The sequence below is a fragment of the Castellaniella hirudinis genome (assembly GCF_042651965.1).
Lineage (GTDB): Bacteria > Pseudomonadota > Gammaproteobacteria > Burkholderiales > Burkholderiaceae_B > Castellaniella > Castellaniella hirudinis.
This window is the reverse complement of record NZ_JBHSDY010000007.1, coordinates 294,926-307,193: the sequence shown is the minus strand read 5'-3', so window position 1 is coordinate 307,193 and position 12,268 is coordinate 294,926. Positions and strand designations below refer to the sequence as shown.

Annotated in this window: 11 protein-coding genes; 5 read left to right on the top strand and 6 right to left on the bottom strand. The window is 67.9% G+C overall.

Annotated features, from left to right (window positions below):
* Window positions 1-72: 72 nt before the first annotated feature.
* Window positions 73-498 (top strand): organic hydroperoxide resistance protein, encoded by a 426-nt coding sequence (locus ACFO0J_RS12945; protein ID WP_376813499.1) that lies wholly within the window; start codon window positions 73-75, stop codon window positions 496-498.
* Between the two features lie 168 nt (window positions 499-666).
* Complete coding sequence (locus tag ACFO0J_RS12940) at window positions 667-1,932, top strand: MFS transporter (protein ID WP_376813498.1); 1,266 nt, start codon at window positions 667-669, stop codon at window positions 1,930-1,932.
* A 69-nt stretch (window positions 1,933-2,001) separates the two neighbouring features.
* Here the strand turns inward: ACFO0J_RS12940 and ACFO0J_RS12935 are convergent, their stop codons facing one another.
* The gene (locus ACFO0J_RS12935) at window positions 2,002-2,286 is read right to left on the bottom strand and encodes a heavy-metal-associated domain-containing protein (RefSeq protein ID WP_376813497.1); all 285 of its coding nucleotides are present in this window, start codon (window positions 2,284-2,286) and stop codon (window positions 2,002-2,004) included.
* A 133-nt stretch (window positions 2,287-2,419) separates the two neighbouring features.
* Between ACFO0J_RS12935 and dinB the strand changes: the two genes are divergently transcribed.
* On the top strand, window positions 2,420-3,553 hold the full coding sequence (gene dinB / locus ACFO0J_RS12930) for a DNA polymerase IV (protein WP_376813496.1): 1,134 nt from the start codon (window positions 2,420-2,422) through the stop codon (window positions 3,551-3,553).
* A 29-nt stretch (window positions 3,554-3,582) separates the two neighbouring features.
* On the opposite strand, the gene ACFO0J_RS12925 is transcribed toward dinB, so the two are convergent.
* Window positions 3,583-4,455 (bottom strand): MOSC domain-containing protein, encoded by an 873-nt coding sequence (locus tag ACFO0J_RS12925; RefSeq protein WP_376813495.1) that lies wholly within the window; start codon window positions 4,453-4,455, stop codon window positions 3,583-3,585.
* Window positions 4,456-4,652: 197 nt separating this feature from the next.
* Here ACFO0J_RS12925 and ACFO0J_RS12920 point away from each other — a divergent pair, with 197 nt between their 5' ends.
* Window positions 4,653-5,549, top strand: coding sequence for an EamA family transporter (locus ACFO0J_RS12920; RefSeq protein WP_376813494.1), 897 nt, complete (start codon window positions 4,653-4,655; stop codon window positions 5,547-5,549).
* A 57-nt stretch (window positions 5,550-5,606) separates the two neighbouring features.
* A complete protein-coding gene (locus ACFO0J_RS12915) occupies window positions 5,607-6,797 on the top strand; it encodes an acetylornithine transaminase (protein ID WP_376813493.1) in 1,191 nt (396 codons plus the stop codon).
* A gap of 89 nt (window positions 6,798-6,886) precedes the next feature.
* Here the strand turns inward: ACFO0J_RS12915 and ACFO0J_RS12910 are convergent, their stop codons facing one another.
* Genes ACFO0J_RS12910 through ACFO0J_RS12895 form a run of 4 tightly spaced genes read right to left on the bottom strand, consistent with a single transcriptional unit; the run spans window position 6,887 to window position 12,267 of the window.
* A complete protein-coding gene (locus ACFO0J_RS12910) occupies window positions 6,887-7,336 on the bottom strand; it encodes a hypothetical protein (protein ID WP_376813492.1) in 450 nt (149 codons plus the stop codon).
* Window positions 7,337-7,349: 13 nt separating this feature from the next.
* Complete coding sequence (locus tag ACFO0J_RS12905; protein ID WP_376813491.1) at window positions 7,350-8,588, bottom strand: HlyD family efflux transporter periplasmic adaptor subunit; 1,239 nt, start codon at window positions 8,586-8,588, stop codon at window positions 7,350-7,352.
* Complete coding sequence (locus ACFO0J_RS12900; RefSeq protein WP_376813490.1) at window positions 8,585-10,813, bottom strand: type I secretion system permease/ATPase; 2,229 nt, start codon at window positions 10,811-10,813, stop codon at window positions 8,585-8,587. The genes ACFO0J_RS12905 and ACFO0J_RS12900 overlap by 4 nt, the downstream gene beginning before the upstream one ends.
* A complete protein-coding gene (locus ACFO0J_RS12895; RefSeq protein WP_376813489.1) occupies window positions 10,810-12,267 on the bottom strand; it encodes a TolC family outer membrane protein in 1,458 nt (485 codons plus the stop codon). The genes ACFO0J_RS12900 and ACFO0J_RS12895 overlap by 4 nt, the downstream gene beginning before the upstream one ends.
* Between the last annotated feature and the right edge of the window lies 1 nt (window position 12,268).

The following is a 12,268-nucleotide window of genomic DNA, read 5'->3' as shown; positions in this document are numbered from 1 at the left end:
GGCCCGTTTACGGGATGCCGCCGATCGTGGTGCCGGCAGCCTCCCTGGAATCGCACCACAAGGAGTCCAAGCATGACAGTCGAAAACGTTCTCTACACGGCCCATGCCTCGGCCACGGGCGGTCGCGAAGGCAGCGCCAAGTCGTCCGACGGCCGCCTGGCCATCAAGCTGTCCACGCCGAAGGAATTGGGCGGCGGCGGCGGCGACGGCACCAACCCCGAGCAACTGTTCGCGGCGGGTTATTCGGCCTGCTTCCTGGGCGCGCTGAAGCTGGTCGCCGGCAAGGACGGCGTGGCTTTGCCCGACACGACCGAAGTGTCCGGCGCCGTGGGCATCGGCCTCATCCCCGCTGGTTTCGGCATTGCGGTGGAACTGAAGATTTCCGCCCCCGGCGTGGATCGCGCCACGCTGGAAGGCCTGGTGCAAAAGGCCCACGGGGTGTGCCCGTACTCCAATGCCACGCGCAACAATGTGGACGTGACGCTGACGGTGGCCTAAGCCTGCCTGGCTCCGTCTGACGAATGCGCCCCGGTGCGGCGGCCCTGAACGGGCTGCCGCACCGGGGCGTTTTGTTTGCACATGGGTCTGACCTGGGTCATATGGCCTTGCGGCGTGTGTGGGTATGATGATCTCAAGGGCTCTGCGCCCTGCAACGGGAGATCATCCATGTCATCGAATACCGTGTCTGCGCCCGCTTCGCGCCGGGCCCTGTCCGTGCTGTTTTCCAGCACGTTCGCCTTTACCGTCTGTTTTGCCGTGTGGACGATGTTTTCCGTCCTGGGCGTGCCGCTCAAGACCGAGTTGAGCCTGAGCGAGACACAGTTTGGCCTGCTGATCGCGACACCGGTGCTGACCGGCTCCCTGGTGCGCGTGCCGCTGGGCATGCTGACGGATCGCTTCGGCGGCCGGCCGGTGTTTGCGCTGGTGCTGCTGGTCTGCGTGCCGCCGCTGTATCTGATGTCGTATGCGACCACCTATGCCCAGTTCCTGATCCTGGCGCTGTTCGTCGGCCTGGCGGGCGGGACGTTTTCGGTGGGCACGCCTTACGTGGCGCGCTGGTTCGCGCCGGAGCGCCGAGGTTTCGCCATGGGGGTGTTTGGCGCCGGCAATTCCGGGTCTGCCTTGAACATGTTCGTGGCGCCGCTCGTCATCGGCGCATTCGGCTGGACGATGCTGCCCCGGGCCTACGCGGCCCTGATGCTGGGCACCGCCGTGCTGTTCTGGCTGTTCAGCCATTCGGACCCGGCGCACCGCGTGTCCTCCGCGACCGGCCTGCGCGAGCAGATGAGCGTGCTGAAGGACCCGCGCGTGTGGCGCTACTGCCAGTATTACTCGGTGGTCTTCGGCGGCTATGTGGCGCTGGCGCTGTGGATCACCAAATACTATGTGGCCGAATATGGCTTTGACCTGACGCTGGCGGCGTTCCTGGCGATGGTGTTCTCGCTGCCAGGTGGTGTGTTGCGCGCGTTGGGCGGCTGGTTTTCCGACCGGTTCGGCGCCTACGCGGTGACGTGGTGGGTGATGTGGGTCTGCTGGGTGTGCTTCTTTTTGTTGTCCTACCCGCAGACGCAGATGACGATTCAGACGCTGCAGGGACCGGTGTCGCTGAACATCGGTTTGAATTCGACCGCGTTCACGATCCTGCTGTTCGTGGTCGGGGTGGCGATGGCGATCGGCAAGGCCTCGGTCTTCAAGTTCATCAGCGACGATTATTCGGACAACATCGGCGCGGTGTCCGGGGTGGTGGGACTGGCCGGCGGCCTGGGCGGGTTCATCCTGCCGATCCTGTTCGGCGCGCTGCTGGACATGACGGGGATCTATTCCAGTGCCTTCATGCTGCTTTACGGCACGGTCTGCGTGTCGCTGGTGTTCATGCACTACTCGTACCGGCGCGCGCCCCGTGCGGGGACGGAGTTGGCGGGCGAGGTGTGATTGCCGCTTGCAGGTGGCTCGGATGATTCCGGCGGCAGACAGCCCGCAGGGGCTGTCCGCCGTCCGGAATCATCCCCCACACCCTCCGCAGCAGTTGCCGTCTTCGCCGTGGGCTGGTTTCAGGGCCTCGTAGCCGGCGTCCTGGACGGCGACTTGCAGGCGCTGGACGGAGACCTGGGCGGTGTCGAAGGTGATGGTGGCCTTTTCGTCGGCCAGGGACACCGTGACCTGGGAGACGCCGGGGACTGCGGCCAGGGCGCGGTCCACCGTGTCGGCGCAGGATGGGCTGCGCAGGCCGACCAGGCGCAGGGTGGCGGTTTTCTGGGAAGAACGTTTCAGGGTTGCGGCTTCCATGGGATCCTCGCGTGCGGGGAATGCCCTTAGTAAGGGCATGGTTATAGATTCATTTAAAATATATCTTTTAGGACGGCTAGTATAGCAGGGTGACTTCGCTCCAGACAGATTGACCCAGACTCACGCCAAGCTCATGTCCGCCGAACCCTCCGTCCGCCGTATCGCGCATCTGGACATGGACGCGTTCTACGCGTCCGTGGAATTGCTGCGCCATCCGGAATTGCGCGGCCTGCCGGTGGTGATCGGCGGGGGCGGTTCACGGCCCGAGGATGGGGAATATCTCCACTTGCGGGACTATGTCGGGCGCGGGGTGATCACGACGGCCACCTACGAGGCGCGCGCGTTGGGCGTGCATTCGGCCATGGGTATGATGAAGGCCGCGCGCCTGGCGCCCGACGCGGTGCTGCTGCCGGTGGATTTCCCGGCGTATCGCCACTATTCCCGGCTGTTCAAGGCCGCCGTGGCGTCGATCGCGCCCTGCATCGAGGATCGCGGCATCGACGAGATCTACATCGATCTGACGGATCTGCCACAGGACTCCGCCGAGCTGGCCCGCGCCTTGAAGCAGGCAGTGCGCGGGGCCACCGGGTTGAGTTGTTCCATCGGCATCTCTCCGAACAAGCTGTTGTCCAAGATCGCGTCCGACCTGGACAAGCCCGACGGCATCACCTTGATCGGACCGGGCGATCTGGAGCGGCGCATCTGGCCGCTGCCGGCCTCCAAAGTCAACGGCATCGGCCCCAAGGCCACGCGCAAGCTGCAGGAACTGGGCATCGAGACCGTCGGCCAGCTGGCGCAGACCGCGCCGGCCTTGTTGCAGCGGCATTTCGGGCTGGGCACGGCGCAATGGCTGCTGGACGTGGCGCACGGCATCGACGACCGGCCGGTGGTGACGCAGTCCGAACCCAAGTCGATCAGCCGGGAAACGACGTTCGAGCGGGATCTGCACGTACGCCGGGATCGGCCGCTGCTGTCGCAGATATTCCGCGATCTATGCGAGCGCCTGGCGCAAGACCTGGCGCGCAAGGGGGTGCGCGGGGCGACCGTGGGCATCAAGCTGCGCTTCGACGATTTCCAGGTGGTGACCCGCGACCTGACGCTGGACGCGGCGGTCGGGGACGCCGAGGCCATTCACCGGGCCGCCGGGCAGTGTCTGAAGCGGGTGCCTTTGGAGCGGCGCCTGCGGCTGCTGGGCGTGCGCGTTAGCAAGCTGGAGCCGGCGGTCGCGGACGAGCGGCCGCAGCCGGTGCAACTGGATTTGTACTGAAGCCCGCCTCGCGGCTCGGCGGCAAAAAATCAAAAATCGTATTCCGGCTCGATGGCGTCGCCCACCTGAAGCCAGGTTTCGCCCGCCGGCAGGGCGGCGACGGCGTTCATGCCGAACAGCACGCCTTGCTCGAACTGCCGGTGCCGCGCCAGGGTCCGGCCTGGTTCGGCCGCCGTGCCGCCGGTCTGCGGATCGACGTTGGGGATGGGGCAACGGGCGCAGGCCTTGACGAAGGCGAAGCCGGCGTCGCCCGTGCGGAACCCGGCCAGGTGGTCCTCGTCGTAAGGCTCCAGGCCCTGGAGCACGATGTTGGGGCGAAAGCGGATCATGTCCACCGGCGCGACGTCCTGCCCGGCCAGTTGGCCGTTCAGTTCTTCCAATGAGCGCTGGTTGGTGATCAGGAAAGGAAAGCCGTCGGCAAAGGCGAAGGCGTGCCGCTCGACCGGCAGGAACGAATCGGGCCAGTCGGGGTGGGTCTGGATCCAGCGGGTGACGTGCGGCAGGCTGGCCAGGCGGTGCGCCTGGGGATGCAGGTGCAGCAGGCGGCAGGGCTCGCCGATGAAGGCGCTCAGCCATGCGGCGGCCTCGTCGCCCTGGTCGGCGCCCAGGGTGTCCGTGCCCCAGATGGCGACCGAAACAGCCTCGGACTGCGCGGGCGGGGGCGGCACGAAGCAGTCGGCCTGGCCGGGCGCGCGCAGCCACAGGCCGTCCACGGCGGGTTCGGGGCGGATCAGCACCATGCGAGGGTGCTGGCGCTGGGTCATGAAGATGCCTTGGGCATTGACGATGACCCAGTGCCGGTCGAAATCCAGACCGGATCCGGTGACGCGGACGCGCTGGTGGGCGATGCCGGCGCAGGATTTGATGGGGTAGCTGTACAGGCTGTGGATGGCCGGGCGCATGAAAATCTGCCGATGACGGGGAAAGAGGGACATTCTAAAACGGGAATGCCGGATCACCGGCGGCGCGGCGCTGTTCAGGCGACGTGTGCCCGCTGCTTTGCCCCGTTCGTGCGGGCTTGAAATGCCGTAGCATGCAGGATTCACGGGAGCCCGCGCGCATGCGTGCGCGTATCCCGCCGCATCCCGCAGGAGATCCCATGCCCTTGAAAGACATTCTGGCCGCGCTGGTCGTCATCGTGGTGTGGGGCGCCAATTTCGTGGTCATCAAGGTCGGCGTGGACGAGATCCCGCCGCTGCTGCTGGGCGGTCTGCGCTTTCTGTTCGTGGCCTTTCCCGCGGTGTTCTTCGTGCCCCGGCCGAAAGTGCACTGGCGTTATGTCGTCGGTTACGGGGTGACCATCTGCCTGGGGCAGTTCGTCTTCCTGTTCCTGGCGATCTCCCTGGGCATGCCGGCCGGCCTGGCGTCCCTGGTGCTGCAGGCGCAGGCTTTTTTCACGGTGCTGATTGCCGCCCTGGTGCTGCACGAGGCCATCCGTCCGCACCACGTGCTGGGCATCGGCCTGGCCGCCGCCGGGCTGGCCTTGCTGGATCTGGGCGCGGGCGGCGAGACGACGGTGCCGATGATCGGTTTTCTGCTGACTTTGGCGGCGGCCGTCAGTTGGGCCGCAGGCAATGTGGTGCTGAAAGGCGCGGGCTCGGTGCGCATGCTGTCGATGGTGGTGTGGGGCGCTCTGTTGCCGCCCATTCCGTTCCTGTTGCTGTCGGCCCTGTTCGAGGGGCCGGATCGGATGGTGGACAGCCTGGCCCACATGAGTTGGCGCGCGGCCGCGGCGGTGGCCTACCTGTCCGGGGTGGCGACCCTGATCGGCTATGTCTTGTGGGGGCGGCTGCTGGCCCGTCACCCGGTCGCCCGGGTCGCGCCGCTCAGCCTGCTGGTGCCGGTGGTGGGGCTGCTGTGCGCCGACTGGTTCCTGGGCGAAAAACTGGGTTTTTGGCAGTGGCTGGGCGGCGGTGTGGTGCTGATCGGACTGGTGGTGAATCTGTTTGGGGGGCGGTGGGCCGCCAGGGTCCGGGAAACCCTGCGTCCGTCTTAGAATAGCGGTTTGCGGTATGCATACTGCAGGGAACCTATTTTTCAGGAAAACGCACTCATGTCGATCGATCGCGCCGGGCTGAACGCCCTGATGGAAATCACCTCGCGTCCGGAGCTGGTGTTCGTCCGAGGCCAGGGTTCCTGGCTGGAAGACCACAATGGCAAACGCTATCTGGACTTCATTCAGGGCTGGGCGGTGAACTGCCTGGGCCACAATCACCCCGCCATGATCGATGCGCTGGCCCGCCAGTCGCAGTGGCTGATCAATCCGTCGCCGGCCTTCTACAACCAGCCGTCCATCGACCTGGCCCGCCGCCTCGTGGAATCATCCTGCTTCGATCGCGTGTTCTTTGCCAACAGCGGGGCCGAGGCCAACGAGGGCGCGATCAAGCTCGCCCGCAAGTGGGGCCAGCTGCACCGCCAGGGCGCCTACAAGATCATCACGTTCGATCACAGCTTCCACGGCCGCACCCTGGCCACCATGTCGGCCTCGGGCAAGCCCGGCTGGGACAAGAAGTTTGCGCCGCAGGTCGACGGCTTTCCCAAGGCGGACCTGAACGACCTGGATTCGGTGCGCGCCCTGATCGACGATCAGACGGTCGCCGTGATGCTGGAGCCGGTCCAGGGCGAGGCCGGCGTCATCCCCGCCACCCGCGAATTCCTGCAGGCGCTGCGCGCGCTGACCCGTGAAAAAGGCCTGCTGCTGATCGTGGACGAGGTGCAGACCGGCATGGGCCGCACCGGCCGGCTGTACGCTTACCAGCACGCCGGCATCGAGCCCGACATCATGACGCTGGGCAAGGGCATCGGCGGCGGCGTGCCGCTGTCGGCGCTGTGCGCGCGCGAGGCCGTCTGCTGCTTCGAGCACGGCGACCAGGGCGGCACGTACAACGGCAACCCGCTGATGACGGCGGTGGGCGCGGCGATCTTCGACGTGATGACGGCGCCGGGCTTCCTGGACGAAGTCAACGCCCGGGGGCAGCACCTGTCGGCCGGCCTGACGGCGCTGTCGGACAAGTGGGGCATGCACGGCGAACGCGGCCAGGGCCTGCTGCGCGCGCTGGTGATGGACCGAGACGACGGCCCGGCGCTGGTCCAGGCTGCACGCGACCGCGCGCCGGAAGGTCTGCTGCTGAATGCCCCGCGCGGCAACCTGCTGCGCTTCATGCCGGCCCTGAACGTCACGACCGAAGAAATCGACACCATGCTGTCCTGGCTGGACGATCTGCTGGTCCAGGTGCGCGGGTAGTCTGCTCCGCCACACACGTTTGATGACGGGCGGAGAACCATTTCGAGGTTATCCTCGAAATGGTCCTTCCAGGCCACGGAAGCCCCGGTTCACCGGGGCGCCGTGCCCTCGACGATGTCCAGGCACTGGTGGCGGCGCCACACGCTTTCCTTGACCTTTTGCGCGCTGTCGATCACCACTTTGTACTGGCACACTAGGTAGTTTTCAGATTCCGGCATGCGCAATCTCAGGTGGTAGTCCCACTCCTCGCCCTTGGACCCGGAGGTGCGGTCCAGCGGCTGGCCCAGGATGCGGGTGACGTCGGCGACGGGCAGGCCGGGGGCGATTTGCCGCAGCACCGACGGGTCGGAAAACCTGCCTTCGCGCTGGAAGGGCACGTCGTAGTCGGGGGTGTCCATTTTGATGTTCGAGTAATTCAGCTTCTCGGGGTTGCTGGCCGGGTCGTGCGGGGCGGCGTGCGCCCAGGCGGCGGCCGACAGGGCGGCGGCCGCGGCGATGGCGCGCGTGACGGCGAAAAGGGCTCGGTCTGTGGTCTTCATAAGATTTCCTGTGTCAGCGTTCACGCAGCGCCTCGCGCGCCTTGTTGAACGGTTTCGTCAAATAATCCCAGACGGTCTTGTCGCCCGTACGGATGTCCGCCGTGGTGATCATCCCCGGCACGATGGGGAATTCCCGTCCCGCCTGGTTGACCAGCGCGTTCGATTCCGTGCGCACGTAGACCGGGTAGTACACGATCTCGGGCCGGACTTCGTCGCGCACCGTGTCGGGGGAGATCGTCACGACGCGGCCCGGCAGCCCGCCGTAGATGGCGTAGTCGTAGGCCGTCACCTTCACCAGCGCCTCCTGGTCAGGGTGGATGAAGGCGATGTCCCGGGGTGAGATGCGCGCCTCGACCAGCAACTGGGAATCCAGCGGCACGATGGTCATGACCGCGCCGTTGGGCGGCACCACGCCGCCCAGGGTGGTGACGTCCACGCGCTTGACGATGCCCCGCACCGGCGAGCGCAGCAGCGTGCGGTTGAGCGTGTCTTCGCGCCCGCGCACGACCGAGGACAGGGACTTGACCTGCGCGCCGACCTGGGCCAGTTCCTGGCGGCTTTGCACGATGTAGTGGGAGCGGGTCTCGGTGATCTTCAGTTCCAGGTCGGCCTGCTGGCGCTGCAGGCGGATCAACTCCACCGTGCTGGCTGCGCCCGTTTTCACCAGGGAACTGGTGATGCCGACTTCCCGGCGCACCAGGCCCAGGGCGTCGTCCAGCCCCTTCAGCGTCTTCTTCAGCCCGTCCCGGCGCGAACGGAACAGCGCGAGCTGCTCTTCACGCAATTGCAGATATTCATCCAGTTCGGGCGGGAACACGATGGTTTCCAGGTCATCGACCTCGGCGCGCAGGCGCGCCTGGCTGGCCAATGCCGCCCGATACTGGGCTGCTGTTTCGCCGACCAGCGATTCGCCCCGCGTGGGATCGAGCCGGGCCAGTTCCTGCTCCTTTTCGACGAGATCGCCCACCTGCACGTTCAATTGCGACAGGATGCCGCCTTCCAGCGACTTGATTTCCTGCTCGCGGGAACTGGGGATGACCTTGCCGGTGCCGGTCGAGACCTCGTCGATGGAGAAGGTCCAGGCCCAGGCGAAGACAATTGCCAGGAACGCGGCCACGATCCAGGTCACCCGGATCGCGCCGCTGGCGTGAAAGTCGTCGATCTCGTCGAGCCGCGCCAGTTCGGCGCCGGGCTGCACGATCAGGGGCGGCAGGGCGGCCTGGCCGCCGGTGTGGGGGGCGGGCGCCGTCATGACCTCGACTCCTGGACCGCCGTTGCGCTCGCCTGCGCGTCCATGGGCGGCGCTGCGGCGGCGTCCGGCTTGCGGCGCAGGGTCGCCAGCACTTCGTCGCGCGGGCCGTCCAGCGCGACGGCGCCGCTGCTCAGGACGATGATCCGGTCCACGATGTCCAGCAGCGCCGGCCGGTGGGTGGCGACCACCAGGGTGCGGCCCTGGGACAGGTCGCGCAATTGCCCGATGACCTCGCGTTCGGTGGCGTCATCGAGCGAAGCCGTGGGTTCGTCCAGCAGCAGGACGCGGGGGTCGCGCAGCAGCAGCCGCGCCAGCAGCAGGCTCTGGCGCTGTCCGCCGGACAGGCCCAGCCCGCCTTCCTGCACGGGGTAATCCAGCCCCATCGGCAGGCGCTGCACGAAGGACCAGGCGCCGGCCTGCTGCAGCGCGGCGGCCAGGTCCGCGTCGGCGGCGTGGGGCGCGCCCAGGCGCAGATTGTCCCGCAGCGTGCCGTGGAACAGGCGCGCGTGCTGCGTCAGCAGGGACACGTCGCGGCGGACGTCGGCGGGGTCGATGTGGCCCAGCGCCACGCCGTCCAGCAGGATCGCCCCCATCTGCGGTTCGAGCAGACCCGACAGGGCCTGCAGCAGGGTCGATTTCCCCGAACCGTTGCGCCCCAGCACGGCGATGCGCTCGCCCGGCTGGATGGACAGCGCGCCCACCCGCAGCGCCGGCACGGTGCCGTCGTAGCTGAACAGCGCCTGGCGCAGTGCGTAGCGGCCTTCCAGCACGGGGCGCTGCACCCGCGTGCCGGCGCCGGCGTGATCCACCGGCAGTTGCATGAGCCCATCGAGCGCCTCGGTGGCGACACGGGCCTGCTGCCAGCGGTTCAGCACCTGGGCCACGCCCGCCAGGGGCGCCAGCATGCGCGAGGACAGGATCGACGCGGCGACCAGCACGCCGGTGCTGATCTCGCCCGCCATGACCATGGGGGCGCCGAAGAACACCACGACGGCGAAGGCGCCGCCCTGCACGGTCTGAATCCAGTTGCCCAGCCGGTGCAGCAGTTCGCGCATGCGCAGATTCGAGTCGGCGTCGACGGCGTTGTAATGGTTCCAGCGGTTCTGGAAGCTGGGTTCGGCCTGCAGCAGCTTGATGTCTTCGATGCCTTGCACGGCCTCGACCAGCATGGAACTGCGCAGCGACGACTCGCGCATGCTTTCCTGGGCCAGCGCCCGCAGGCGTTTCTGGGCCAGCAGGCTGGGCAGCATCAGCAGCGCGAAGGCCGCCAGGGGAATCCAGACGAGGCTGCCGGCGATGGTCCAGAAGATGAAGCAGAACACCAGGAAGAACGGCAGGTCGGCGATGGCCGCCACCGTCGTCGAAGTCAGCATGTCGCGCACCGGCTCCAGTTCGCGGATCTGTCCCACGAAGGTGCCCGTCGCCTTGGGGCGGGCCGTGTTGCGGATGCGCAGGGCGTGACCGAAGACGCGGTCGGACACCCGCAGGTCGGACCGTTTGCCGACCACGTCGATGATGTGGCGGCGGGCGTTCTGCATGAACCAGGCAAAGGCCAGGGCCAGCATCACGCCGGAAAACAGCACGTACAGCGTGGGTTGAGACTGCGCCGGGATGACGCGGTCGTACACCTGCATCGAAAAGAGGATGCCCGCCAGCGCCATCAGATTGGCGACCAGCGAGGCGATCATCACGTGCACGTAGGGCCGCAGGTCGGCGAACACGATGCTGCGCAGCCAGTGCTGTTCGACCGGCTTGAAATAGTCGTCGACCCGTGAATCCGGCGTGGCGCCCACCGGCCGCATCACCGCCATGGCGGTCACGGCCGCGCGCAGTTCGTCCGCCGGGATCGTGCTTTCAAGCCCCTGGTCGCCGCTGAGGCTCAGGCGCAGGCCGTCGGGCGCGACCGCCACGATCACGGCCACCTGGCCGTCGCGCAATTGCACGGCCAGCGGCAGGCGCCAGGCGCTCAGGCCGTCGAGCCGCGGTTCGACCCAGCGCAGGCGCAGGCCCGCCTGGCGGGCGGCCTCGCGCACGCCGCGTTGCAGCGCGCGGGGATCGTTCCAACTGAGGGCGACGCGCAGGCGTTCGCGCGAGACGTCCAGGCGGTAGTGCCCTGCCACGGCCAGCACGGCATCGAGCCAGCCGGCCAGCGGCTGCGGCAGGCGGTCGGAGCCGGGATCGGCGGGCGACGGCGTCGCACGGGGCAAGGACAGCGGTCCGGTCATTGCAGCGTATCCGGTGCGGCCACGGTCCGCGCCACTGCGCCGCCCGTCTCGAAGGCGTCGCGCAGGCGGCCCGTGTAGTACAGGCATTCCGCGTCCAGGCGGACCATCTCGTGCTCGCTTTCGATCTGGTCGTTCAGGGAGGCATAGTATTCCTGCTCGGCGTTGAGCAGATCCAGCAGAGACCGGGTGCCCAGTTGCAGATACTGGTCGCGGTACAGGGTGCGGGTGATGTCCATGTTCTTCTGGCGCGCCGCCTGCACGTCCAGGCGCCCGGAAAACTTCAGCCATTGCAGCGTGGCGCTTTCCCAGCCCTGGCTCGTGTTGAGCCGGGCCTGGTCCAGTGCGGCCCGGGCCGCGCCCACGCCGTAGCCGGCCGCCTGGCGGCCCGACTGCAGCCGTCCGCCCTGGTACAGGGGCACCGAGAAATTCAGCATGATCGAGGCGTCCAGATTGCGCCCGTCATCCCGGCCGTCGCTGCCGCCCAACCGCCGCCCCGTCGAACCGGTGAGCGACAGTGTCGGCTTCATCTGCGCGTCGGCCAGCGCCAGGCCGGCGCGCGCCACTTCCAGTTGCGCCTGGGCGAGCTGAACTGCCGCCGAGGACTGCAGGGTGGCTTCGGCGCCGCCCACCGTCAAGGCGGCGGCGCCTGCCCGACAGGCGCCTGCCAGAGCGGGCGCAGGCGCCCCGGTGATCCCGGGCGGCGTGGCCGAGCCTGTCCAGTACATCAGCGTGGTGCGCCAGAGCCGCACCTGCGACTGCGCCGTCAGCAGGGCGGCCCGCGCCGCGTCCACGCGCGCCCGGGCCTGGGCCGTGTCCGACGACGTGCCGGCGCCTTTTTCGTCCCGTTCCTGGACGCGCTGGGACAGGGTGGCGAGCACCTCGGCCTGTTCCCGGGCCACCTTGAGCAGCGCCTCGTTGCGGCTGACTTCGATCCAGGCGGCGGCGGTGTTGAGAATCACCTGATCGAAGGTCTGCAGCACCTGGGCGCGCGCCGCGCCGCTGGCCGCCGTGGCCTGATCGACTTCACTGCCGACCTTGCCGAAGTCGTACAGCACCTGCGAGATCTGGATTTCGGCGCGCCGTTCGTGACGGCTGTCGGTGTCGCCGATGGTGTGGTTGCTGTTGCGGGCGTTCACGCCCGCCGACACATTGGGGTAATAGCCGGAACGGGCGGTTTCAATGCCCTGGGTGGCTTGCAGCAATTGACCGCGCGCGTTGCGCAGCAGCGGGTGCCAGTTGACGGCCTGGTCCACGGCCGCCCGCATGCTCAGAGGGGAGCCGGAGGCCCCCGAGGGGTTTGGCGGGGTCGCGTATGCCGCCCCGACCGCCGATTCGGACAGAATCGACGGCGGCGCCAGCATCGGTGGCGTGTCCGCCGGGGGCTGCGCATGCGCGCCCGCCGTCAGGCAGGCGGCGGCAGCCGCGGCGGCGCGGAGGATCTGCGTGCGCGCCATC

Bases quoted from the DNA above. Each gene is read 5' to 3' on its own strand.
- ACFO0J_RS12945 (WP_376813499.1), top strand. From the start codon at position 73: ATGACAGTCGAAAACGTTCTCTACACGGCCCATGCCTCGGCCACGGGC.
- ACFO0J_RS12940 (WP_376813498.1), top strand. From the start codon at position 667: ATGTCATCGAATACCGTGTCTGCGCCCGCTTCGCGCCGGGCCCTGTCC.
- ACFO0J_RS12935 (WP_376813497.1), bottom strand. From the start codon at position 2,286: ATGGAAGCCGCAACCCTGAAACGTTCTTCCCAGAAAACCGCCACCCTG.
- dinB (WP_376813496.1), top strand. From the start codon at position 2,420: ATGTCCGCCGAACCCTCCGTCCGCCGTATCGCGCATCTGGACATGGAC.
- ACFO0J_RS12925 (WP_376813495.1), bottom strand. From the start codon at position 4,455: ATGCGCCCGGCCATCCACAGCCTGTACAGCTACCCCATCAAATCCTGC.
- ACFO0J_RS12920 (WP_376813494.1), top strand. From the start codon at position 4,653: ATGCCCTTGAAAGACATTCTGGCCGCGCTGGTCGTCATCGTGGTGTGG.
- ACFO0J_RS12915 (WP_376813493.1), top strand. From the start codon at position 5,607: ATGTCGATCGATCGCGCCGGGCTGAACGCCCTGATGGAAATCACCTCG.
- ACFO0J_RS12910 (WP_376813492.1), bottom strand. From the start codon at position 7,336: ATGAAGACCACAGACCGAGCCCTTTTCGCCGTCACGCGCGCCATCGCC.
- ACFO0J_RS12905 (WP_376813491.1), bottom strand. From the start codon at position 8,588: ATGACGGCGCCCGCCCCCCACACCGGCGGCCAGGCCGCCCTGCCGCCC.
- ACFO0J_RS12900 (WP_376813490.1), bottom strand. From the start codon at position 10,813: ATGACCGGACCGCTGTCCTTGCCCCGTGCGACGCCGTCGCCCGCCGAT.
- ACFO0J_RS12895 (WP_376813489.1), bottom strand. From the start codon at position 12,267: ATGGCGCGCACGCAGATCCTCCGCGCCGCCGCGGCTGCCGCCGCCTGC.